Below are 23,267 nucleotides of genomic sequence, written 5' to 3'. Positions count from 1 at the left end.
GCCCGGTCGTCAAGGGTTGCGGACCGTTGTGAACCTTCCCATCATAGTAAGGTCAACACGGGGATGGCGCTGCCATGAACATCGGCCAGGCTGCCCGAGCCTCCGGGGTCTCGGCCAAGATGATCCGCCACTATGAGAGCATCGGGCTCGTGCCTCCGGCCGACCGGCGGGACAGCGGCTACCGGGACTACGGCGTCGCCGACCTGCACCGGCTCGGCTTCATCCGGCACGCCCGCGACCTCGGCTTCTCCCTGGAGCGCATCAGGGTGCTGCTCGGTCTCTGGAACGACCCCGGCCGGAGCAACGCCGACGTGAAGGCCATCGCCGAGGCGCACATTCGGGAGCTGGAGGAGCGCGCCCGCCAACTCAACGAGATGGCCGATGCCTTGCGCTCCCTGGCCGACGCCTGCGACGGCGACGGACGTCCGGATTGCCCGATCATCGTAAGCCTCGAGACCGGAGCGGAGGCCCCAGCCTGCCACCGGAACCCCGATCCGACAGCGCCGGAGCCGCTGGCGCAGCGCGGGAAGGCCCGCACCAAGCGTTGAGGACGGGACCGAACCTGTCCCTGACCTCTGGCCGATGTCACATCTTCATCGACCTGCCCCCTTCCCTCTCAGCAGCAGCCTTTCTTGCCGCTCTTCATGGATATCGACGCCATCGGCTTGGCGCACATCTCCTTTCCGGACTTTCCGCAGCACCCGGCCGCCATGGCCCGTGTCAGAAAGAGCGCGAGGAGAGCAGCGGTGGCGTATTCGGCCCGCCAAAGGGCTGTCGACTGCCCACCGGCAGCCGCGTGACGTCTTGGCGGACGTGGTGAGACTTCCGAGGCCTCGGCTTGGCGCGGGCCTCACGCGAGGCCAATGCGGCAGGCGGTCTCCGGTTCGCCCGGGTCGACGTCGCCAGCGAGGCCGATTTGGGTCACTGGCGCGGCGAGCAGCACCTCCTCCAAGATTGTCGAATTGCCGGTACCGCGCCTCGCCTGCATTTCGAGTTAGGTGGCGGCGTCGAACCCGGCCTCGGCCCGGGCACGGATCGCGGCGGTGCCTGCGGCGAGCGCGCTGGCGACGATGTCGTCTCGGTCCCGGAACGCCTCGGTGGTAGCGCGCCATGCCTTGAAGCCACGCACGAACCAAGACATGCCGGTACGCTCAGCTTCCCCACGCTGGGCTGCGGAGGCAGCGGAGGTGATGATGGGCTCGATAGCCATCGGGTCGTCTCCCGAGCGGGCTGGGACAGTTCCTTGTCGGCCCGGATCGGAGCGTCTCTCCCGACCTCGTAACCGTTACTCGGGCTTGGCCCTCTCTAGCTCTGGTACGCCGCGGAACGCTACGGAAAGGGGCGCCGGATCGACGCTACCTATATCACATCTGATTGAACCAGATGGTGCACTGATGCCCACCCTGACCGACCGCCAGCGGGTCGAACTCGCGATCCCGGCCTACCTCCTGCTCGCGCTGAGCTCGGCGCCGGGTGCGTTCGTCCCGGCCGACGCGGATATGACGGCAAGGGCCGAGGCCGACATCGCGAAGCTACGCGCCGACCTGAAGGCGGCCAGCTTCGAGCCGCTCGAGGATCTGTCCGAGAAGAAGCGGGGCGCCCTGCTGCGGCGGGTCGAGCGGATCGCGCGGGGCGTGATCGCGGATTGGAAAGATCGCTCGACGCTGAGCGTGATGCTGACGCTCTGGTACTTCCTGAAGGATCTAACCGACCGCGAGGTGCTAATCCTGTGGGAGGGTTCGGCGATGGCGCGGGCGGCAAGCCGGCTGCTGCCGATGTTCGCGCACGGCTTCGACGAGGCGAAGTGGGACACCGCGGGGCAGGAGGAGGCAGGCAGGTTGCTGTCACGGCTCCGGGCAGAGGGGCTGTATGGCTGACGCCCTCCTTCAAGCTGCCTGCGGCCCGGCGGTGAAGGATGTGCGCCGGCTTGGCCGCGGGACCGCGCGAGGCTGATCGTCACCCGAAGGGCCGAAACCGCGTAGCGGGTTCGGGGAGCCGCCGCAGGCGGCGAGTAGAGCCCGATCCCGAAGGGACGCGCTCAAGCCCCATCCGCACATTGTCGGTCAGGACCAGTTATACTATCATGACGATCGACACCAGTATGTCAAATTTTCTTCCGAGTTTGCAGCGCGACCCGAATAAACAGCCAGCCCTTCCTTAACTAATCTAAATCCAACATCTTCGTTATTTGACGACAGATGCACTGCAGGGATTCTTTTCAGGTCGAGAGAAATGGCAGGACGGACCATGATCGGCCCTTTCAGGAGCAGGCGTAGGCGGCCGGCTGCCATCAAGCCCTTTCCTACCTCATCCATGCAGCGAGGGCGAGCGATCTGCGGTGCATAGACTGAAGCGAGGTAGTGCTTCTCGCCATTAATGATAACTGCATCTCCACTCACCACCTTGATTGCCTCACCGTCAATCGGGTCGTGATCCCGATACTCTCGCGTAGACGGGTATTCCTTCAAGCGGATCTCAGGGACCACATACATACGGTCCTCTTGAGTTTCTGACCTCGCACAAGTGCACGAGAAAACCAAGATGACCGACGCTAGATATGTTTTCATGACTCCCCCACGATTGATACACCCGGTGATCACTTAGGGCTTATACGGCTGCGCATGTTCATATACACGCACACCATGACGTTGCGCGAGGCCGCAGGATCGAGACGATGCATATAACCGCTCCAACATGAGAGCTTGCAAACGAGCATATATTTAATAACTGCCTTGACAAAAGCGTCGTAGATGATATCATATTTTTTCTAAAAAAAGCTCAAATATTCTATATATTGAGATACGTCACATGAATAAATTTGTAAATACACTGAACATGCTGCCATTTTACATTATGACCATAATAGGTGCCATCGGTGTACTTGGTATCCTCGGTGCACTGCTGGCGGTACTTCGCCGGAGAATGGGCCCGCGGATCGAACGAAAGGCTTTCCTGACAAGGGCTGAAATCGAGGTCCTCGAGTACCTGCGGCGCGTGCTGCCGGGGCATCACGTGTCCTGCCAGGTCTCGATGGGGGCACTTCTGAAGCCGCAGCGGGGTCTCAGTCGCAAGGAGTTCTGGCGGACACGGAACCGGTTCGGCCAGAAGATCGTGGATTTCGTGGTGATCGACCCGGACACGGGCAGCGTCGAGGCGGTGGTCGAGCTGGACGACGCGAGCCACGATGCGGAGAATGATCGGGCACGCGATGCGTTGCTGGCATTGGGGCAGTACCGGGTGATCCGGATCCCGTCACGGCCGCGGCCAACAGAGTCGATTGTGCGGGAGGCAACGGCCTCTCTCCGCGCGTAGCAGCGCAAAGCCGGTTCGGCGGGCCTGATTGCTTGACCCACGCCGGGCACGAGCCAGCCTGGCTGATTGGCCCCGGACGAGCCAAGAGGGTGTCACGGCGAGACCGGAGGAGCGGCTGCGCGCTGAAGGCGGCCAGCTGCGGATCTCCAGACCGGGAGATGACCTCTCCGGTGAGTGCGGGCCGCGCGAGGTTGATCGTCACCCGAAAGGCCGACACGGCGACAGCGGGTTCGGGGAGCCGTCGCAGGCAGCGAGTAGAGCCCGATCCTGAAGGGACGCGCCCTTCCCTCTTTGCGCGGCGTATAAGTGAGCCGCGGCCAACTTCTTCCAGGGTGGGGCGATCGTGTAAGTGGCCTGATATCTCCGCGGGCGCATCGGCCCCAACCTGGTTCGGCTTGTCCGGCCCCTCCCCTACCATTCGCATGGGAGCTTGGCTGATCGACCCCGCTCGGGTCATGAAGATGGTCAGGTGGATCGGGGGCTTCGTTGCAGGACACCGCGGATCAGAAGCGCCGGATCGCCGGCGTGTTGCGAGCTGGTTCGATCATCGACCGCGAGCAGTTGGCGGCTTTCGTGGTTGATGAGGCGACGGTGGTCGCGGCCAACCCGTTCCCGTCGACAACGGCGGGGGCTTCGCGTCAGCGGTGGGGACTACGCGAAATCGAGTTCGAGGCGATGGGCGTGGCCTCGGTCGGCCTGTCGTGCCTGATGGCGGCGCTTTCTGGGCTGCCTGTCAACGAGCCGCTTCGGCAAGAGATCCTACGGGCCTCGAGCCTCGTCCTGTACGTGCTGCTGCATGGCGAAGGCAGCTCGATCATAGGCGCGGTTCTGCACGGCAAGCCGGGCGAGGCACTGCCGTCGTTCATGCAACCTAAGCTCATGTCCAGGCCGGCCCCGGCCAAGCGATCGTCGCGCAAGCGGGTGGCGCCCGGTCAACTCGAGCTGTTCGCAATCGGGTGAGCAGGGCGGCGGACCGGGGTGTTCTCCGTCACGGAGGCCCGGCCCGCGGGTGACGCCAACCGAGCGGCCAACGGGCGGCAGGCTGGTGTGACTGCCAGACCAATGGCCTTCAACTAGAACCGTTCCCCTCCCTGAACGGGCGACGTTGGCCCCCTGCCCTGTCCCGGGCACCAATGCTCGGCGCACTGCTGGTAGGCCTCGAAGCCCGGCTTGTAGGGAATCGCCAGTCCTTCCCGGATCAGGATGTCGGCCACCTTGCCTTCAGGTGCCACGACAGACGCGAGAGTGCGGCGATAGCGTTCGGTCCGCTCGATCCTGACCGGCCCCTTGAGGAGCTGGCGCAGGCGCCCCGAAGCGCGCAGGCCCTTGGCGAGTTCAGTGTTGCGGCGTGGCTTCGAGAACTCCGAACCGTCCGGCTCTACGAGGCGGATGCGTTCCCCGGCCAACTCGACCGTATCGCCGTCGATGATGTGGATCAGGTTGCCGTCGACCATCTCGGCGCGCGCTGGGATAGAGGCCGACGCAAGGAGGCCTGCGAGGCGGGGTGTTTCGTGAGGTCCGGCCTATTGCGGCCCTCAGCCCTCTCGGAGGGCCGCGCGAGGTTGATCGTCACCCGAAGGGCCGAAACCGCATAAGCGGGTTCGGGGAGCCGTTGCAGGCGGCGAGTAGAGCCCGGTCCCGGAGGGACGCGCCCTGCACCCTACCGACGAAGCACCGGAGTTGGCCGCGGCCAACTTTCGGAAAGCGAGGCGATCACCGCCGGCCTGGCGCGGTTTCATCCTCGGAACTCCGGGCCTCGGACGCCTGCTGGTGGAGGAACGTGGCATAAAGTTCGTCGAGGCGCGCGGCGACGAATTCACCGAACGAGGGGTCGCGATTGATGGCCAGGGTGACGGTTGCACCCTTGCGGGAGATCTCTGCTGTAGCTTGACCACCTTGCCCTTCCCACAGCTTCGATGTGGCCGGAGAGGGCTTCTGGGGAGTGACGAGTGCGGCGATCCTGGCGAAGCGTGCATCGCTGTCGAGCGCCACGAAGGCGTCATCCATCACGGCCTTCTCGACCGCCCTCGCGACGGACGGGGTCTTGATGTGCTCGGCGAGAGCAACCCAGCGGCGGCGACCGATCTTCGGCGCGGGACCGATCCTGGTTACGATTTTCTCCGGCACGGCTCGTGCGACGGCGATCAGCTTCGACAGCTCACCTTTGTCGATGGAAAGCGCGTTCGTGATGATCGTCCGCTCGAAGCCGTGGTCTTCAAGGCGGCAGGCAAACAGCGCCCGTTCGATGTAGCTCAGATCCTGGCGGGCGGAGTTCTCGAGACCCTGGGCGACGACGAGGTCAGCATCGTTCAGCTCGCGTACGACGGCGCGGACCTGACGACCAAGTTCGGTCAGGGCCCGCAAACGCCGGTGCCCGTAAGCGACCTGATACCGTCCCATGCGGGTGGGATGCGGGCGGACTAGGATCGGGACTTCCTGCCCGTGTTCCTCGATCTGGCGCTTGAACTCGCCGAAGGTACCACCGTCATGATCGAGCCGGTCCTTCACGAAGGAGGGATCGATCAAAGCCGGGTCGAGGTCGACGATGGTCTGCCCCCTGGCCAGCGCTGCTTGGAGTGCGCGGCGATCGTCGTCCATCCGAGAAAGCGAGAGGCTCATTGCCCGGACGGGTCCTGCTGGTACCCTTCCGTCCGGTGACGGGTCGGCGGAACGAGAGTTGGCCGCGGCCAACTTCTCTGTGGCAGGGGCGTGAGAGGTCGGTTCGTGACCCGGGTGCCCGGGCAGACCCGTGGCGGTGTGGCGAGGCGAGTTGGCCGCGGCCAACTTTTCGGACTCAGGTGCTTGTTCGGTTCGGTGGGAGCCGACATCGATAGCCTGGCCCGCGTCAGTGCCTGAACCGGAGTTGGCCGCGGCCAACTTCTCGGGGTCGGGAGTCGGGCTGACGGCCTCGGCAGCAGGGGGGGCGGGCTGATCCGAGCCGGTGCTCGGAGGCGAGTTGGCCGCGGCCAACTTTCCGAGGTTGGGGCTCGGGGCATACAGGTCCCGGATTGCGTCGCGGCGTTTCATGCTGCCCGCCTCCAAGCGGTGTGGACGGACTCAGCCGGGATGGGTCGGTGCTGTGAGGTGCTGCTGGCGCGAAAGTTGGCCGCGGCCAACTTTTCGGGGGAGGGGGCGCGGGCGGCAGCGGCGGAACATAAGGGCTGGCCCCAATCGGCCACGACGTCCCGGCCTGAGTTGGCCGCGGCCAACCTTCCGGCGCCCGAGATCATGGAAGAGGGGTCCCGGGTTGTAGGCTTGCGGCTCACGCGACCCGTCCCCAGGCCCTGTGAACGAGCCCGAGGATCTCCCGATGGACGGCGTCCAGGCTCTCATAAGCCCGATCGTAGGTCGCGCGGCCGACGCTATTCCGCTCGAGTTCGTACAGGCTCTGCTTCGTCAGGCCGGCATCGGCGATCGCAGTGGACTTCCAGACGGAGGCGGCAAGAACGTCATCCCCGAACAGGCTGCGCAGGAGAGCAACGATCTGGCTCTGCGGCCCATCGTGCGGCTCGTGGCGCGTCACGACATAGCGGATGAAATCGTGGGAGAGATCGCCACCGGCCTCGCGGACAACCCGCATCAGATCGGAGGCCATCAGCAGGAACTGGGACATGGACGCGACGTCCACCATCTGCGGGTGGATCGTAATCAGGAGAGAAGTCGCGGCACACACCGCCCCGAGGGTCAGATACCCGAGTTGCGGCGGGCAATCGATGACGACCAGATCGTAGTCCTCTTGCACTGAAGCGAGAGCATGGCCGACACGCTCGAAAAACATCCCTCCGTCGGCACGCTGAGGACTGGACAACATGCTGGGGGTCTCGTGCTCAAACTCCATGAGTTCGAGGTTACCTGGAACGAGATCGAGTCCATGAAAATAGGTTTTACGAATGATGTCACGCAGAGGCTTGCGTTTATCGTCGTATCGAATAGCGCCGTAGAGCGTATCACCCCAGCGAAGGTCAAATTCGGGCTGGATCCCGAACATGGCACTGAGCGATGCCTGCGGGTCGAGATCGACTGCTAGGACGCGGTATCCCTGGAGGGCCAGCCATTGAGCAAGATACAGGGTGGTTGTTGTCTTCGCTGAACCGCCCTTGAAGTTGACGCATGCAAGGGTTTGAAGACGCTCTCCCTCACCACGACATGGCAGGAAGTTCTTTGCATCTTTAGGTCTTGCCTCAGCCAGGTACTTTCGTAGTTCACCGATCTGCGCAAGCGAATACAGTCTCCTACCATTCGCTTGGATTTCAGGAGATGGGCCAAGCTGCTCCAGGGACAGCGCGCGCAGATGGCTGTCAGACACGGAGACAAGCCGAGAGACTTCGCCAATAGAAAATCTACGAAGCTCCTTCTGCGCTTCGGGAGGAAAAAACCGCTCACGCATTGACTGTAGCTGGGCGGAGAGGAGACGAGCATGCGTCGATATGCGATCGTCTGAAGAGGCAGTGGCTTCTACCTGAGATACAGCGAGCGACGACATGCTATGCCCTTGAAAACGGATTTGGCCGAAAAAACGGTACCAATCCGTTTTATATATCCATAAACAGTTCAGCTTTGCAAGAATTTAATCGTTAATGGATCCTTACCTTGCGGATGGTGAGCACGGATGGATCCGACAGGGCGCCAGGCTCTAGAAGTCATTGAACGTGAGGGAAAAGCCGGAGTTGGCCGCGGCCAACTTTCGATCGGGAGTGGTGGCTGATGAGGGGAATGCCCGCGTCGGTGTTCCCGAGCGGTTGCCTGCAGCGGTGTCCGACCGCGGTCGCGAGCGCTGCTCAGGGTCCGGATGCATGGGTTATCCACTGAATTCACACCCTACGGCGCGTCTTTTCGCTTGACGCGCGACGACTCTCGACCCTGGGCGCAACCCGTGCGCTTGATATCCGTTACGGATTTCAAGACGGAGGGTCGGGCAGATGCGGCAGAGCAAGCGGACGTCCTGGGGTGGGCCCCGGGAAGGGGCGGGGAGGCCGCCGGCCGAGCCGACGAAGGTCGTCCGCTTGCCAGTCGACATCGCGGATGCCGCCAGGCGTGTGGCGGCGGCCCGGGGCGGTTCCGCGAGCGGGATCGGCGCCTTCCTGAAGGGGGAGGTCCGGACCTCCGCGAGCGCCCCCCTGGTGACGGCGTCGGTGGCGTGCGGTTTCCCGTCGCCGGCCGAGGACAGCCTGGAGCGTCCGCTCGATCTCAATGAGCTGCATGGGATCGGCGCGCCGAGCGTGTTCCTGGTCCGGGTCGCCGGCGAGAGCATGACCGGCCGGGGATTGTTTCCCGGCGACATCGCGGTGGTCGACAAGGCGCGCCGGCCGCGGTCGGGCTGCATCGTGGTGGCGTGCCTCAACGGCGACTTCACGATGAAGACCTACCTCAAGCGCGGCGACGAGGTGATCCTGAAGGCGGAGAACCCCGCGTTTCCCGACATCACCGTGCCGGAGGAAGCGGACTTCCAGGTCTGGGGCGTGGTCACCGGCTCGTCGCGCGTTTTTTAGAGGCGATGATCCGCGTATGCCCGGACTCGTTGCCCTGGTCGACTGCAACAATTTCTACGCCTCGTGCGAGCGGCTGTTTCAGCCCGAGCTTTCGGGCAAGCCGTTGGTGGTGCTGTCGAACAACGATGGCTGCGTGATCGCCAGGAGCAACGAGGCGAAGGCGTTCGGGATCAAGATGGGTGACGCCTTTCACCTGCGGAAGCGGGAGTTCGCGGCGTGGGGCGTGCAGGTCTTCAGCTCGAACTACACCCTCTACGGGGACATCTCCGCGCGCGTGATGCGGGTCCTGAGCGAGTTCACCCCGGACCTGGAGGTGTACTCGATCGACGAGGCGTTCCTGGGGCTCGCGGGGTTCGGCGATCCTGAGGGCCACGGACGACGGCTTCGGGCGACGGTCGCACGCCAGACGGGGATACCCGTCTGCGTCGGGATCGCGCCGACGAAGACGTTGGCCAAGGTGGCCAACCAGACCGCGAAGAAGGATCTGGCGCGGGGCGGGGTCTGCCTGCTCGACACCGAGGAGGCGCAGACCGACGCCCTCTCCAAGCTCGCGCTCGACGACATCTGGGGGATCGGGGGCCGGCTGGCGCCGAAGCTCATGGCGCTCGGGATCACGACGCCGCTCGAACTGCGGGCGGCCGACCCGGTGATGATCCGCCAGCGGTTCAACGTTGTCGTCCAGCGGACGGTGCTGGAGCTACGGGGGATTCCCTGCCTCGATCTGGAGCGGGACAGCCCGGAGGCGAGGACGATCTGCTCGGCTCGCAGCTTCGGCCGGGCGGTGGAGGGGTTTGACGAGCTCGCGGAGGCGCTGACCACCTACGTCTCGCGCTCGGCCGAGAAGCTGCGCCGGCAGGGGCTGACGGCCGCGGCGATCGCGGTGCTGGTGTCGACCAACCGACACAAGCCGGAGGAGCCGCAGTACCACGCGACCCGGCATGTCCGGCTGACGATCGCGACGGCGGACACGGCGCGGCTGATCCGGGCGGCGCTCTGTGGGTTGCGGGAGATCTACCGGCCGGGCTTCCGCTACAAGAAGACCGGGATCCTGCTGCTCGATCTGGCGCCGGCCGGGAGCGTGCAGGGCTCGCTGTTCCTGCGGCCGGACGATCACCGGCGGGTCGAGCTGATGGGGGCGATCGACGCGATCAACCGCCGCTACGGCCGGGACCGGGTCCGGTTTGCCGGCACGGGGCTCGACCGGGGCTGGAAGCTGAAGGCGGAATTCCACTCGCCGCGCTACACGACGCGGTGGGACGAGCTGCTGCGCGTCTGAGCGCGCCAGCGAGCCGAGAGGGCAGGGGAGGCGTGCCGCCTCCCCCTCTTCGGTCAGTGACCAACGAGCTCGAGGTAGATGACCGTGAAGTTGGTGAGCGCGAGCATCACGCCGATCGCGCCAATCACCCAGGTCTGCGCCTTGAGCTGGGCCTCCAGGCCGGCAGTCGCTTCCCTCATCTTCGTGGCCATGTGTGCCTCCAGTGCCTCGACCACCTTCGTTGCCGTATCGTCGTCCAATTTAAGCGATTGGAGCACTTTGAACAATGTGAGCTGCATGGTGCCTCCGTCTCGTTGATCGAGGCCGGGGATGCAGCGCGGGCTCTGGCGCCGGCGGTCCAGGATCGCGCAGCGACCGCGGGAGCGGGCGACGGGGGAGCCGATTTGCGTTCAGCAAATTGGGGGACCGTCGATCCTGGAGAGGCGGCGCGCACCCGTGCCAGGGTTTCGGCCCGATCGTGAGGCGGCAGGCGGGATGCCGGAAGGGCAAGGCTCAAGGGGGTGGGCAGGACGGTCGCTGGCCGGGGGAGGGGAGCTAGGTGCCTCGGGTCAGGGGGATTTCCCGAAGTCCCAGATGGGCACGCCGGGGGATTTGATGGGATGGAGGCGCCAGGAGCGAGTGACGGGAAAGCGGATGAATTCCGCGTTTACCTCGGTCACATCCCTGGTCAGCGGCAGGAGAGCGCCGGTGTAATCGCCGCGGAGGGTGCCGGCCGTCGGGTGGACGCCAAAGAGGCGCAGGGTGCCCCATCCGAGCTCTGCGGCCTGGAGGCCCCACTCCTCGATCCAGGCCGTGCAGCGGGGATGCGTCTCGTACCAGTCGATGCTTCTAAGGCCAGGGCAGGGCGGCTGGTCCGGCGAGAGAGAGGCGAAACCGCGGGACCAGTTGAGAACCAGTTCGAGGGATGATGTCATAGATGGGGTTTACCCCACCCTACGATAGGTTGCAGCACGGTGTGGCGAACGATCCCGTTACATAATCAGACCGCATTGCTTCGATCAGCCACCTACACCCGGCTCATAAAAGTTGCTGTTGTAAACAAAAATATAACAATTCCGACAATAAACAAAATAACAATCGGAACAAGTATAATGGTTCCTTGCACTTGAGATTTAATTTCTATTTTTTTAAATTTTTTGTACTCTTCCCAATCTTTTGGAGCGAGAATTCCGTGCTCATTGGAGTTCTCAAAATGGAAATTCTCATAGGGAATAGCATGATTTACCATGAAGCGATAAAATAGCCACCCAGACAGCGCCATTAACCCTATACCAATAGTCCATACAAGAAACATGACCGCCTCTCTCTATCTCTGACACGCCGCCGCCAAAATTAACTACACAGCCAACTCTACACAGATTTATATCACTAAATCACACATAATTACAATAATACACGGGTTATTTTAAAATTTAGGATATTATAAGACCGAATTGCCGGAGAAATTCGGATTCTAATTACACCTTGGCCTAATAAATCGGATACCTCATCATAACATAACATTGCGATTAAGTCGCGCCCGTCGAAGAGCCTGGAGAACAGGGCCGAGCGAGTATTTCCCGTCGCGTTTTCGCTCGGTCAGAGACCGTAGATAGCCGCCGGCACTCTTGATGCTCGCGGAACGCTCCAAGATCGCCGCGAGGGTGATCGCTGCCGCTTCAGGCCCCATAGCGTCCTGGGCATCGCTCCAGGCCGCGGGGCTGATGCCGAGCATTGGCCGGATCAGGTCGGCCGCGTCCATCAAGTCGTCCCACGACCGGATTCCAGAGCGCGCGTAGTCCTGCACCTGCGGGCAGACCTCGAGCACGGAGTGGAGCGGATAAGTTGATCGTATTGCGCTCTGGTCAGCTACGGCACGCTCCCTGCCCGTTTCGGCAGGACCGGCCGGCTTCTTCCCATCCCCGAATGCTTTTTCACTAACAGGCCTATCAGGGTTTGAACTCTGTATGTGCCGCTCGAAATGAGCGGCTTTGCCGCTCAATTTTTTGGATTCTTGTCGCGCAATCAGGGCCCTGCTCAGGGCGAGGGCGAGGACTTCGAGCGCCTCGCCTATGGCTCTCACCTCAGCGGGCTCCGGCCGGCGGGGATAGCCAGCGACGAGGGCGCGGTAGCGCTCGCGCAGCTCGGCCGGTGTCGGCTCTCCAGGATCCCCGCACCCGTCCGCTACGTCGAGGGCGTCGAGGAGCTTGGCGCAGTCGCGCCGGAGCAGGCTGACCGTCTCGCGGGCAAGGCTCTGGGCAAGGGCCTCGGCGCGGACAGCATCGGCGAGGGCCGCGAACTCGGCTGCCCGCTGGGCGAGTGGGGTGAGGTCGAAGCCGTAGGCATGGGTGACCTGCCCCCCTCGCCCCGGCGTGCGTAGCGCTTGCCGTTGGGGCTGTCGCGCCGGATCACCAGGCCGGCCTCGACGAGGGCCGAGAGGTGTCGCCGAAGCGCCGCCTCGGAGAGACCCCGCGCCCGGGCTGCGAGGCTACGGTTCGAGGGGAAGACCACCAGGTCGGGGGTGTCCTTCGTCGGAGCCAACATGACCTCGGGTAGGAAGGTGAGCAGGGCCTCGAGCACGACGAGGGTCGCGGACGACAAGCCAAGCCGTGCCTTTGCGGTCGTGAGATCGTGCAGGACGCGCCATTTCTCTGCGACGATGCCGGCCGGCTTGTCCGCCGCGACCTCAGTCTGGGCCGTGATCTGGGCAGCCGTCAGCGATCGCGCGCCGAACGGCGCGGTAAGTCGCCTGACCACCCCACCGAGGCGGCCACTGTTCTCATTCATGACGCCCGATCCCTCTCTGGTCGGGCCGCGACAGCTCGTGAGGTCACCCCATAGGGGCGTCCTCCTCCAGGCAAAGCCTCTCCGTTACAAGAAACTGCGTTTCTTGCTTGACGCCCGGGGGCGATCTGTGGCTTGTAGGAGGTGGTTTTTCGGCTCCTACAGCCTTCTGGTAACGGTCACTCGGCTCTCACTTCCCGGCAAGGAGGTGGGGGCCGATGGCTTTTCAGGGGTGCTCTGCGGCGGCGTTGAACTCCTGGTAACGACTCGCAGGCCAAGAGCCGGCGAAATGGCATCTCCGGCCCCACGGCGAGGGTTGTCAACCCGAATCACGTCCTGGATGTGATTCGAGCGTATTTTCAACGTAGATAGTCTGTTGTTAGGCCCTTTGCGGGTTAGACTCTCGATCACGCGGGCATCTCAATGTCGACCGTGAACGAGCAGTCCTTGATCGTGGAGATGACCTTTGCGTCCTCGCTAGCTCCGTTGCGAGAGCCGGTCCTGGCCAGAATGCGAACGGCGGTGATTTTCCGGACGGCCTTGTAGATGTGGCCGGGCGGTCTCGCTGGGAGGGAGAGGGTACCAATCGCCCCCGTTTGCACGGCGGCGGCCCGGAAGCGCCGCGCCGACTTGCCCGACAGCTCTGCGGGATAGACGACGTGAATGAGGGTGTCGGCGGCATGGCCAGGCCCGCCTTCGACCAGGGCCTCGACGCATCGCGCGATCACGAGCGCGGTGGTCAGCGGCGAGGAAGGGCGGATGCAGACGATCCCCCGCGCCGAGATGGCGGAGCGCAGATCGAACCCCTCGGTCAGCGACACGCTCTTGAGACCGGCAATCTCGGCCGCGTGAGCGGCAAGGGCCTTGCGCCCGAACTCGCGCTTGTCGTCCGGGAGGTTTTGGATCGGCTTGATCGCCCTCCGGAGAGCCGCCCCTTCGGCCGATGCGTCCTCGCCGGCATCGACCTCGTGCCCGTCGATCTCGTATCTGCCTTCGACCAGTTGACCGAGCGCGACCTCGTCGAGGAAGGCGGCGTAGATCTCGAATGGGCTCTTATCGCGCCGTGTTGCGATCGCCATGGCGAGCGGCAGTAGTTCCTTGTGCAAGGCTTCAGCCTCGGGTCCAAGGCGCATGTCCGCGATCGCAGCCGTCAAGGTCGAGGCCGCGACCCGCAGGGGCGGCTGCGGCACGGCGTCGAGATCGATCGAATAGACCTCGGTGTCCCGGCCGAAGGGCTGCGCGATCTGGGAGATTTGCCGGGTGAGCATCTCCGGCTTCTTGGCGACCTTCCCCTCGTCGAGATCGGCCTTGTTCCGAGCGAAGGGCTGGGGGATGCCCTCGACGATGATGGCACCCATGCCGTTCATGCAGGCCCCGAACACGAGGTTGGCGACCGCCTGAGCCTGGAACTGCGGATCGTCGCCTTCGATCGCCACGCCCTGAACTAGGTCCTCGCGCCGCAGCCAGACTTGGCCGGTCTTCGCCAGGCCGATCGGCCAGGTGGCGTCGCCGCGCCGGCGCGTGGTCTCGTCGCGGTAGCCGCGGCGTCCGAGGTGGTGCGGCACGCGCCCGGGCGCGCGCCAGTTTCGCCAGCCGTAGGTGAAGTGGCGCAGGAAGCGGTACCCGGCGTAGGCCAGGATCGCCTCGGGCACGAACGGCGCGGCGCACAGCGACACGGAGAGCGCGGTCGCGATCCCGAAATGCCACGCGACCTCTTTGGGGGAGTCATCGTTCATCGCTCGTGCTCCCCTCAACCCTTGGTCCGACCACGGATCATCGACAGCATGGTCCGGCCGGTCGCACTCGAGCCTGCCCGGGTGCCGGAGGTAAGGGCGCCCGCGGTCCTGGCCGCGTTCCCGCCCGGGATCTGGTTGGGCGAACTCGGCATGACGATGCCGGCCGCCGCCGTCGCGGTGCTGCTGCCGGTACGCCGCTCGATCTGCGCCCCGATCCAGGACAGCACGGTTTCCGGCAGGGCGCTGATCTGGCCGGCCGATAGCATGACGATCGAGAACAGGATCACGGCATAGACGAACAGGCCAGCGGTCCCGACCATGGCGTAGGCGATGGTCCCGTCGGGCGAGAGCATCGCCAGCGCGCCGCGGAAGAACACGTTGGTGATATCGATGCCCACCCGCATCAACAGGAGCGAGACGAGGAGCCCGACAACGATCAGGGGTGGGCGGAGCAGGATGCCGAGGAAGAACATGTAGCCCTGGCCACTGTTGCCGACGAAGCTGTCGGAGCGAGCCGGCATGAACTTCGTGAGGAGCCAGATCGGCACTGCGATCATCGCCTCGGCGACGATGAGAAACCAGTTGAAGGTGCCCATCAGGAAGTGGACGATGACTACGAACGGCACGAGTCCAACCAGCATGAAGGCAGCTGCGAACAAGATCGTAGCTAGAAAATAGAAAAATCCAGACGCCTTCTCAGCAATATCCTGCCCAACTTGCCCTGCCGGATGCTTGACAAACCCTAATCCCCATCCGACAAAATCCGAACCGATACCAGCTCCCGTCGCTGCAAGCCCATAGTTCGCAATGCTCTGGCCGATCTCCTGCACCTCGAGGATCGGGTCCCTCCAGGTCGTGCTCTCCGGCCGGCTGATGACCCCGAGCACGCCCGAGTAGATCGCCGAAAGCGCCCTGGCGAACACATTAGGCGGGTCGTTCTGTGCGGCTGGATCATCACTGGCGATGCGCGCGACGCTGCCGGTGCCTTGCGCGGCGATGAAGCCGCTGAATGTCCCGACATAGGTGACGTTGCGCTGCGCCTCCTGGGCAAGTGGCCAGTACGCGCTGTGACCGAGCGAGGGCATGTAGGTGGCGATGCTGGCCGGGGGCACTGCCGTCACCGAGGCGCTCGGACCGGCTGAAGCTGCGAGGAGCTTGGCCTGGACGAGGCTCATCGAGCGCTGCCACATCGCGGCCGAGAGCCAGCCGTTCTCGGTCGAGTTCGACAAATAGTTGCGCAGGGCCTGGTCGAGCTGGGCGTTGTTGTTCTGGGTCAGGCTCTGGCTGACGCTGGTATAGGCCGCGTCGACCGCCTCCTTGATGCGGGTCTGGATCGCCTCCTCGTCGCGACGGCCGGACATGATGGTGGTGGCGATCCCGCTCGCGGCACCGTCAAGGCTGCCGATCGCCGCCTGGAACGCGCGCTGGCTCTGCTGCTCGGCCAGCGCGATCAGGAGCGATGTCGTCGAGGCGTCCGTCGCGTCGGCGAGTTTCACGTTGATTTTCTGGTGCTCGTAGACGACCGAGCCGCACAGGTTGTTCGACTTGCGGAAATACCCGTTCGAGTCGGCGAAGTAGTACGTCGTCGTCTGCGGGCTCCACGATCCGAAGCTGCCGGTGTCGGTGACGGTCCGCGAGACGATCGCGGCGGCATTGTCGCGGCCCGACACATTGTTGGCATATTGCTGCAAGGATTGAGCACAGACGTGACCGTAGAGCCGGGCTTCCAGCAACTTGGCGAGCTTGCCGCGCAGGGCGAAGTCGCCGAGCGCCGGGGTCGGCTGGGCCAGCGTACCGTACATGCCGGCGAGCCCTGTCCCGGCGACGCGGGTCCAGAGGGTGTCGCCGAAGCCAGACCCCCAGACGGCGATCTGCACCACCAGGATCTGCACGAGAGACAGGCCGCTCTTGATCGGCAGGCTGAGGATCGCGCCGGTCATCACCCGCAGCAGGGTGTACTTGGCGGAGGATCCGCGCCCGAAGGCCTGGCCGTCGTTCGCGGTGTCGGCGACCAGCGAGTAGAGCAGGTAGCAGGCAAGGATCGTCGAGACGATCAGGCAGCCGATATTGAAATACCCCAGCGCCACCGTGAGCGGACGGTCGTCCGAGCAGGTCGCGGCGGTCCACACGCCGTCGACCACACAGCCGAGGAGCTTGCGCAGGTTGATGAGCGCCAGGTCGTTCTGGACCGGCGTGAAGATCTCCTTGCCGGTCGTCTGGGCCTGGGCGGCCGTCGCGGCAGCGAGGAGACCGAGGCTGCCAGCACCGGCGGCGATCCTGCGGAGCATGGGGGGATCCCTAGAGGTTGCCGCCGGCCTGGGTGGCCAGGATGGTGCCGAACACCGCTGAGGTGCGGGCCTGCTGCTCGATGAGCTGCTGGCGCAAGCTGAGCGACATCGAGCGCATGCGGGTGAGTTCGATCAGCAGCCCGTGCTCGGACTGGCCGGCGAGCCCGGCCGACCACGCCTCGTACTGAGGCCCGCCGCCGTACTGGCCGATCAGCGCGTCGAGTTGGGCGAGCGGCGATCCGGCGGTGGTGCCGGTCTGGTGGTCGTCGGAGGACGACATCGCCCGCACGGCGCTGAGCGAGACGAGTGCGGGCGAGCGCAGGGCCTCGACCTTGCGGGCGCGTAGCATCATCACGTCGGCTTCGGCGCCGGTCATGTTGGCCGTCGGCTTCGGCATCGGCAGGCCGGCCATCGCCTCGATCACGGCTTTGCGGTCGTCGTCGCTGGCGGAGGGATCGAAGAATACCGAGGCGTCGGTCTTGGTCGGATCCTGCAAGCGGTTCCGGGCGGCCTCCTGGACCGGGGTGTTCTTGCCAGGCGCCACGTCGAGGCTGCGGTAGGTCTCCCGGCCGCTCTTCGCGACGTTGCCCATCGAGCGGCTCGTCGAGTTCATCAGGTCGATCGACCCGCAGGCATTCACGCCCTGGCCGGTGTCGATCCCGTACTGCTCGCGCGCGTCGACGAGGGCACGGCGCTGCGAGACCTGGGACAGGGTCGAAGCGACGGCCTGCTGGGTGTTGCTGGCGAGGTTGACCTCGCGCTCGCCATTGGTCGAGGTCTGGGCGGTCTGCACCTTCATGGCGCTCAGGAGCAGCTCGAGGGTGAGACTGCGCTGGGTCGCGATGTTGGTGCCCATGGTGGCCACCCGGGTGGTCAGGGTGGCGGTCGCGCTGTTGTGGCCGGCGATCCAGATCGGATCGGCCACAAAGCAGGTCTGCGCGGCCGCCGGCGCGGCGAGGCTGGCCGCGAGGGCGGCGGCGGAGACGGCGAGGAGGACCTGTTTCATCACGGCGCCTGGAAGCTCGCGGGGGTGAGGGAGCCGCGGTTGACCGCAGGCACGCTGTTCGTGAGGCGGGCATTGACCATGGCGAGCAGCAGCGCCGCGGCGGTGGCCTCGGTGCGCATGCCGCGCTTGATCTGGTGGGCGAGCAGCGCGAGGTTGGCCGCTTCCATCCGCACCGCGTCCTGGATGATGCCGCGATCGTGCTGGCCGGCCACGCCCGCCGCCCACGCCGCGCCGCCGTCGTTGCCCTGCCAGTGGGTCGACAGGTTTCGCGCCTGCGCGATCGGGCCGTCGGGCCTGAAGTCAGCGGCGATGTCGGCGAGCACGACCGCGGTCATCGAGCGGTAGGTGTCCTTCCCCGTCTTCTCCAGGCGATCCCGGTCGCTGGTGGCGGTCGCGGCGGTGTCCTGCGGCCGGCTGTCGGGTGGACCGACGACCGCGTTGATGAATTTGGAGGCCCCCTGCGCGTCGCCGCTGTAGAGCGCGGCGCCGTCGGGGGCGGCACCGGACGTCATGTCGTTGACCCAGTCCTTCGGGTCGGCATAGCGGCCGGGCTGGGCACGCACCGGCGTGACGATCTGCCGGCGAGCGGCGGGGGAGCCGGTCATCGCCGTGTAGAGGCCCTGCGCCTTCGTGTTCGAACCGCACGGATCGTAGGCGATCTCCGCGGCGGTGACGCTCGCGGCAGCCGCCGCGGCGACCTGGGACGAGGGGAGGGCGCGCGGGGCTGGGCCCGCCTTGCGGGAGAGGCCCGGGATCGCGACCCGCCGGACCGGTACGGCGACTGGCTCCAGGCGGGCCGGTGCGGAGGCCGGCTCCAGGCGTGCCGGGACATGCGCCAGGACGGCGGCCAGCAGCCCGGCCGGGTCGTCCATAAGCCCGAGCGGAGCGATGTGCGGGCCCGCCTCGCCGTCGGGCAAGCGATCGAACACGGACAGGCGCACGTCGACGGTGGTGCCGTGCTTGGCGTAGGCGCGGCCCGACAGCCCGGCTGAGAACACCAGCTGTCCGCCCCGGTCGCTGAGCTCCGCGAAGGCCTTGGCCGCGGCCGGGCGATCGGGCCGGAAGCTCTCGCCGGTGATGGCGACCAGGCGCCCGCCGCGGGGGAGCCGGGACAGAGCCGAGCGGAGGTGATCGCCGGTCGCGTCGCGATAGCGGCCTTCGACATGGGCCGCGACCGAGAAGGGCGGGTTCATCAGCACCACACCCGGCGCGACGTCATCGGCCAGGCGATCGTGGATCTGCGCCGCGTCGAGCTGCGTGACGCAAGCCGCCGGGTAGAGGGTCTTGAGCAGGCCCGCCCGGGTCGCGGCCAGCTCGTTGAGGTGGAGGCGCGCGCCGGCAAGCTCGGCGTGGATCGCGAGCAGGCCCGTTCCGGCCGACGGCTCCAGCAGCGCCTCGCCCGGCCGCAACCCGCAGGCCAGCGCCGCGACGTAGCCGATCGGAAGGGGCGTCGAGAACTGCTGGAGGCTCTCGCTCTCCTCGCTGCGCCGGGTGTGGGTCGGCAGCATGCCGGCGATCCGGGCGAGCATCGCGAGCCGGGCAGCCGGGATCGTGGCCTTGGCCTGGATCGCCGGCCAGAACCGGCGCAGGAACAGCACCTGGGCGACCTCACCGGCCTCGTAGGCATCCTTCCACAACCACAGGCCTCCGGCATCGCTGCCGCCGCAGGCGGCCTCCATCGCCGCCCGCAGGGCGGCGGTCTCGATCGCCCGGCCCTGCGCCAGCGCATCGGCGAGGCGGGTGCCGGCCTCGACGATGGCGGTCGGGCTCGGGGTATGAACGGTGCTGGCCTGGAAGTCCTTGGCGCTGATGGAGAAGTTCATGGGCGCGGCTCCTGTCAGATCATGCCGGGCCGCAGGGCTCTCTCTCGTCCTCGCGCCGGCTTAATCCCCGACAGGGCTTCTCTTCCTCTCAGCACGCAGAATTTTAATCCCGCAGTGCAGTATCGCGGACACACCGAGTGCCGTTCCACACAGCAGCTTCCTTGCGGAATGGTTAAGACCATTGACCGATGGCCGAGTCATGCGCTTGCATGAAACAATCAGACACAGCGGAGGGATTCGTCGGTTGAACCGGCCGCAATCGAATGAAGACGCCGATCTCTTGCGCTGCACGGCTCGGATCGTGATGGGATATGTGGCCGGCAACCGGTTGCCGGCCGATGATCTCGCCACGTTCGTCACGACGGTGTCGAGGGCGCTTAGGTCTCCGCGCGACATCGAGATCGCCCTGACGGCGTCCGTGATCGCCCCGGCCGTACCCGAAGTGTCCTACGTCGCGTCGGACTATCCCCGCCCGCAGGCCCCGGCGCGCCTCCTCTCGCTCAAGGAGATGGCGGACTCGGTCCAGGAGACGTACCTTGTCTGCTTCGAGGACGGCATGCGCTACCGGATGCTGGCCCGGCACCTCCGGCTGTTCGGCCTGACGCCGGACGCCTACCGCAAGAAGTGGGGCCTGCCCGACGACTACCCGATGATGCCAGCGGCCGACCTCAAGCATCGCGCTGAGCTCGCCCGCCAGAGGCATCTCGGGAAGTACGACCGCAGCACGGCCAAGCCGCGCAAGACCTACGTCATGAAAGCCAAGAGGCAGACGCAGAGCGTCGAAACCTTTTCCAAGCCGAAGGCGTCCGACACGGATCTCACCCGAGCCGTGTGGCGCCGGCAGGGCGAGGTGGCGCAGGCCGCAAGCCCGGGCTGACGCCTGGGCCTCGTGCAGATCGTGGGCGAGATCAGGCCACCGCCTTCGTCCTGCGCCACCACCCGACGCGCTCCCCACGGTCGGCGTTGGTGAGCGTCCTCAGCAGGTCGCCGTGGCACACCTTCAAAGATCTGGGCAGGGACGGGTACGAGCGCACGGCCCGCACCCATCCATAGCCCTCACTCGGCGGCGATGGCGTACCCCATGTCGTGATCGCCGTCGCCCGGGCCGTCCTCGCCGTCGAGGAAGGACGGAAGCGGCTCGGCCTCTCCCTCAGCCTCAGCCGCGCCGGCGACTAGGAATTTCGGCAAGGCGTCGCCCTCGACCGCCTGGTTCCCCTCGGGATCGGCGGCCTCGGCCGGCTCGCTCGGCACCTCGGCGGTCAGGCCGGGCGTGCGCAGCAGCTCGGGCAGCCAGCCGCTGTCGGCCATCAGCCGCTCGGCCTCGCGCGCCATCTCCGACTTCTTGAGCCCTTCGAGCAGGCGCGCGGTGTCCTCACCCTTGGCCTCGCGCACCGCCTCCAGGATCCGGCCCTTGGTCACCCGGTTGAAATAGTTGGCGGCCGTCGGCTTCCAGTCGCGGGTCATGTCGAGACCGACGAGGGTCGCGATCTGGTCGGCATGCGGCATCGCCTCGGGGCGGCGGTCATGGGGCGAGTGCGCGGCGTTGATCGAGAGGCCGGCGCAGAGCGCGAACAGCTCGGTGCGCTCCTCGGAGCTAAGATCAACCAGGAAGTCCCAGATCGCCTCGTGGTCGGCCGGCAGGCGCCGGGCCCACGCCTCGCGCCTCACGTCGAGGGCGCTCGCCGGCCGGTACGCCTCGAGGCCCTGGACGGTGTGGTCGGGCCGGGCCGAGGAGGCCGAAATCTCCAGGCAGGACCCGGTGCGGTAGGCGGTGACGATGACCCGGATCACCATGGCGTGCAGAACCGCGATGAAGGCGGCGACCGGATCGTCAGCCAACGCCTCGCGCAGCGCGATGGTGCGGTAGGTGGTCAGCTCGATCCGGTGCTGCTCGGAGAGCGGGCGCTCGACCTCCTCCGGCTCCGCAGCGGGGGGGACCGGGGCAGCGCCGCCCCCGATCGTGATGACCGTGCGCATCACCACCGGCGCCGGGGCGGCAACCCCGCCCGAGGAGGGCGCGACCGGCTCGCCGAGCGGCGCCTGCGCCGCGGCCGCCGGGGCAGATCCATGCTCCGCCCCCGCCGTGGTCTCGGCTTCCGCCCGGGGCTCGTCCTCCAGCCGGACATAGCCGCGTCGGACGCTCGGCTGGCCGCTGTAATCGAGGGTGATGAAGGCGCCGCCGATCGCGATGTCGGCCGGGTCGTAGATGGCGGCGCGCGCCTCGAGCGCGGCGATCTCACCCTCCAGCACAGCCATCCGATGCGCGGCGTCGGCGGGCCACTCGTCCTCGCTGTAGCCGTACTCGTTGTCGAGTTGCTCGCGCTCGGTCAGGGCCACCTCCAAGGCCTCCTGCTCCGCCTTGCTCAGATCGGAGCGGGTCGGTAGGACGCGCAGGCCGTGGACGCGGCTGCTCATCAGCGCGAGCGACACCTCGACCCACTTCCAGCCCTCGGCCGCCACGGTGGCACCGAACTCGGCCAGCTTCGCTTCAGCCAGACGGTCGAGCAGCGCGGGATCCTGGAACCACTCTTCGCCGCGCTCCGTGAACAGGTCACGCAGGACCACGCCGCCGGCGGCCTCGTAGGCATCCTGGCCGACGAAGATGGCGCGCGGCTCGCCCATGCTCACCGTGCGCTCGGTCAGAGCCTGGCGGATGCCCCAGTTGCTCAACCCGCCCCGCTTCTTCAGCGCCTCCCAGACCTGCACCTGGCGCGCCTGGTCCTCCGTGACCGTGAAGGCGATCAGGCATTCCAGCGTCATCTGGCCGGCGCCGTAGGCCTCGAGCAGGGTCGGGCTGACCCCGGCGAGCCGCAGGCGCTGGATCACGATCTTCTCCGAGACGAAGAAGCGCGCCGCGATGTCGGCGGTGGACATGCCGGTGTCGGCAAGCACCTTGAACGCCCGGTACTGGTCAAGCGGGTGCAGGGCCTCGCGCATCGCGTTCTCGGCGATCGAGTCCTCGGTCGCGCTGATCGCACTGCCGGCCGCGCGCACGATGCAGGGCACCTTGACAGTCTTGGCCATCCGGCCGGTGGTCACGAGATGCTCGAGCGCGCGGTAGCGGCGCCCCCCGGCCGGCACCTCGTAGCGGCCAGTCTCCTGGCCTGCCTCGTCGAGGACCGGGCGCACGTTCAGGCTCTGGAGCAGGCCGCGGTGGGCGATGTCGGCGGCGAGATCTTCGATGCTCATACCGTCGGCGATCCGGCGGACGTTCGCTTGGGACAGACTGAGCTTGTCGAACGGGATCGACGCCACCTCGGTCAGTACGATCTTGACGGTGGCGGCGATCTTGGCGGCGGCCTTGGTCCTAGTCATGGCTCATCATCCTTAGTTCGGGCGGCCGGGCTCTCTCCCGACCTCAAAACCCTCACGCAGGCGAAGCCCCCCTCTGACTCCGGAAGGGGCCCCCGGGACTGAGACTGGGCCGGATCAGGCAGCGGCCTGACGGGCGGCGCCGGGATCCTCGGTGAGGGTCAATGGCGAGACCAGTTTGCCGGCCGCGGCTTCGAGCACGCGGGAGGGATCCTGAACGTCCAGATCGAGGGTCATCGAGTAGGGATGGGGTTCGGCCACT

At 66.0% G+C, this 23,267-nt stretch carries 21 protein-coding genes and 1 pseudogene; 7 read left to right on the top strand and 15 right to left on the bottom strand.

What is annotated here, in order from left to right; all coding sequences use genetic code 11:
- Nucleotides 1-74 precede the first annotated feature (74 nt).
- On the top strand, nucleotides 75-548 hold the full coding sequence (cueR, locus tag F1D61_RS32965) for a Cu(I)-responsive transcriptional regulator (RefSeq protein WP_203159457.1): 474 nt from the start codon (nucleotides 75-77) through the stop codon (nucleotides 546-548).
- A 446-nt stretch (nucleotides 549-994) separates the two neighbouring features.
- Here cueR and F1D61_RS32960 read toward each other — a convergent pair whose 3' ends face one another.
- A complete protein-coding gene (locus F1D61_RS32960; protein WP_203159456.1) occupies nucleotides 995-1,210 on the bottom strand; it encodes a hypothetical protein in 216 nt (71 codons plus the stop codon).
- Nucleotides 1,211-1,394: 184 nt separating this feature from the next.
- On the opposite strand from F1D61_RS32960, the gene F1D61_RS32955 reads away from it, so the two are divergent.
- Nucleotides 1,395-1,877, top strand: coding sequence for a hypothetical protein (locus F1D61_RS32955; protein ID WP_203159455.1), 483 nt, complete (start codon nucleotides 1,395-1,397; stop codon nucleotides 1,875-1,877).
- A 204-nt stretch (nucleotides 1,878-2,081) separates the two neighbouring features.
- Here F1D61_RS32955 and F1D61_RS32950 read toward each other — a convergent pair whose 3' ends face one another.
- Nucleotides 2,082-2,486, bottom strand: coding sequence for a hypothetical protein (locus F1D61_RS32950; protein ID WP_203159454.1), 405 nt, complete (start codon nucleotides 2,484-2,486; stop codon nucleotides 2,082-2,084).
- A 322-nt stretch (nucleotides 2,487-2,808) separates the two neighbouring features.
- On the opposite strand from F1D61_RS32950, the gene F1D61_RS32945 reads away from it, so the two are divergent.
- Complete coding sequence (locus F1D61_RS32945; RefSeq protein ID WP_246776043.1) at nucleotides 2,809-3,312, top strand: DUF2726 domain-containing protein; 504 nt, start codon at nucleotides 2,809-2,811, stop codon at nucleotides 3,310-3,312.
- Nucleotides 3,313-3,798: 486 nt separating this feature from the next.
- Entirely contained in the window at nucleotides 3,799-4,272 is a 474-nt protein-coding gene (locus tag F1D61_RS32940; RefSeq protein WP_203159453.1) for a hypothetical protein, read from the top strand.
- 113 nt (nucleotides 4,273-4,385) lie between these two features.
- Here F1D61_RS32940 and F1D61_RS32935 read toward each other — a convergent pair whose 3' ends face one another.
- The 3 genes from F1D61_RS32935 to repA all read right to left on the bottom strand — a co-directional run bounded on the left by F1D61_RS32935 (nucleotide 4,386) and on the right by repA (nucleotide 7,795).
- A complete protein-coding gene (locus F1D61_RS32935; RefSeq protein WP_203159452.1) occupies nucleotides 4,386-4,766 on the bottom strand; it encodes a thermonuclease family protein in 381 nt (126 codons plus the stop codon).
- A gap of 259 nt (nucleotides 4,767-5,025) precedes the next feature.
- Nucleotides 5,026-6,057, bottom strand: a complete 1,032-nt coding sequence (gene repB / locus F1D61_RS32930; RefSeq protein WP_203159497.1) for a plasmid partitioning protein RepB — start codon at nucleotides 6,055-6,057, stop codon at nucleotides 5,026-5,028.
- Nucleotides 6,058-6,574: 517 nt separating this feature from the next.
- On the bottom strand, nucleotides 6,575-7,795 hold the full coding sequence (repA, locus tag F1D61_RS32925; protein ID WP_203159450.1) for a plasmid partitioning protein RepA: 1,221 nt from the start codon (nucleotides 7,793-7,795) through the stop codon (nucleotides 6,575-6,577).
- Nucleotides 7,796-8,315: 520 nt separating this feature from the next.
- On the opposite strand from repA, the gene F1D61_RS32920 reads away from it, so the two are divergent.
- Nucleotides 8,316-8,801: a LexA family protein gene (locus tag F1D61_RS32920; protein WP_246776042.1), complete on the top strand. Its 486-nt coding sequence runs from the start codon at nucleotides 8,316-8,318 to the stop codon at nucleotides 8,799-8,801.
- Nucleotides 8,802-8,817: 16 nt separating this feature from the next.
- Nucleotides 8,818-10,077, top strand: a complete 1,260-nt coding sequence (locus F1D61_RS32915) for a Y-family DNA polymerase (RefSeq protein WP_203159448.1) — start codon at nucleotides 8,818-8,820, stop codon at nucleotides 10,075-10,077.
- A 53-nt stretch (nucleotides 10,078-10,130) separates the two neighbouring features.
- On the opposite strand, the gene F1D61_RS32910 is transcribed toward F1D61_RS32915, so the two are convergent.
- From F1D61_RS32910 to F1D61_RS34665, 8 genes and pseudogenes are all read right to left on the bottom strand, one after another.
- A complete protein-coding gene (locus F1D61_RS32910; RefSeq protein WP_203159447.1) occupies nucleotides 10,131-10,355 on the bottom strand; it encodes a hypothetical protein in 225 nt (74 codons plus the stop codon).
- Between the two features lie 270 nt (nucleotides 10,356-10,625).
- Nucleotides 10,626-10,991 (bottom strand): hypothetical protein, encoded by a 366-nt coding sequence (locus tag F1D61_RS32905; RefSeq protein WP_203159446.1) that lies wholly within the window; start codon nucleotides 10,989-10,991, stop codon nucleotides 10,626-10,628.
- 92 nt (nucleotides 10,992-11,083) lie between these two features.
- Complete coding sequence (locus F1D61_RS32900; RefSeq protein WP_203159445.1) at nucleotides 11,084-11,371, bottom strand: hypothetical protein; 288 nt, start codon at nucleotides 11,369-11,371, stop codon at nucleotides 11,084-11,086.
- 195 nt (nucleotides 11,372-11,566) lie between these two features.
- Nucleotides 11,567-12,843: pseudogene (repC, locus tag F1D61_RS34910) on the bottom strand (plasmid replication protein RepC).
- A 404-nt stretch (nucleotides 12,844-13,247) separates the two neighbouring features.
- Nucleotides 13,248-14,576 (bottom strand): hypothetical protein, encoded by a 1,329-nt coding sequence (locus F1D61_RS32890; RefSeq protein WP_203159444.1) that lies wholly within the window; start codon nucleotides 14,574-14,576, stop codon nucleotides 13,248-13,250.
- Nucleotides 14,577-14,590: 14 nt separating this feature from the next.
- Nucleotides 14,591-16,864, bottom strand: a complete 2,274-nt coding sequence (locus tag F1D61_RS32885; protein WP_203159443.1) for a DotA/TraY family protein — start codon at nucleotides 16,862-16,864, stop codon at nucleotides 14,591-14,593.
- Nucleotides 16,865-16,874: 10 nt separating this feature from the next.
- Complete coding sequence (locus tag F1D61_RS32880) at nucleotides 16,875-17,870, bottom strand: hypothetical protein (protein WP_203159442.1); 996 nt, start codon at nucleotides 17,868-17,870, stop codon at nucleotides 16,875-16,877.
- Nucleotides 17,870-19,693: a hypothetical protein gene (locus tag F1D61_RS34665; RefSeq protein ID WP_246776040.1), complete on the bottom strand. Its 1,824-nt coding sequence runs from the start codon at nucleotides 19,691-19,693 to the stop codon at nucleotides 17,870-17,872. Before F1D61_RS34665 ends, F1D61_RS32880 begins: the two co-directional genes overlap by 1 nt.
- A gap of 244 nt (nucleotides 19,694-19,937) precedes the next feature.
- Here F1D61_RS34665 and F1D61_RS32865 point away from each other — a divergent pair, with 244 nt between their 5' ends.
- A complete protein-coding gene (locus F1D61_RS32865; RefSeq protein WP_246776039.1) occupies nucleotides 19,938-20,570 on the top strand; it encodes a MucR family transcriptional regulator in 633 nt (210 codons plus the stop codon).
- Nucleotides 20,571-20,749: 179 nt separating this feature from the next.
- Here the strand turns inward: F1D61_RS32865 and F1D61_RS32860 are convergent, their stop codons facing one another.
- Nucleotides 20,750-23,008, bottom strand: a complete 2,259-nt coding sequence (locus F1D61_RS32860; RefSeq protein ID WP_203159440.1) for a ParB/RepB/Spo0J family partition protein — start codon at nucleotides 23,006-23,008, stop codon at nucleotides 20,750-20,752.
- Between the two features lie 114 nt (nucleotides 23,009-23,122).
- Nucleotides 23,123-23,266 (bottom strand): hypothetical protein, encoded by a 144-nt coding sequence (locus F1D61_RS32855; protein ID WP_203159439.1) that lies wholly within the window; start codon nucleotides 23,264-23,266, stop codon nucleotides 23,123-23,125.
- Between the last annotated feature and the right edge of the window lies 1 nt (nucleotide 23,267).

Origin of the sequence: Methylobacterium aquaticum (genome assembly GCF_016804325.1) — a bacterium.
In the GTDB taxonomy this organism is placed as follows: Bacteria; Pseudomonadota; Alphaproteobacteria; order Rhizobiales; family Beijerinckiaceae; genus Methylobacterium; species Methylobacterium aquaticum_C.
This window is presented reverse-complemented; position numbering and strand designations above follow the sequence as displayed.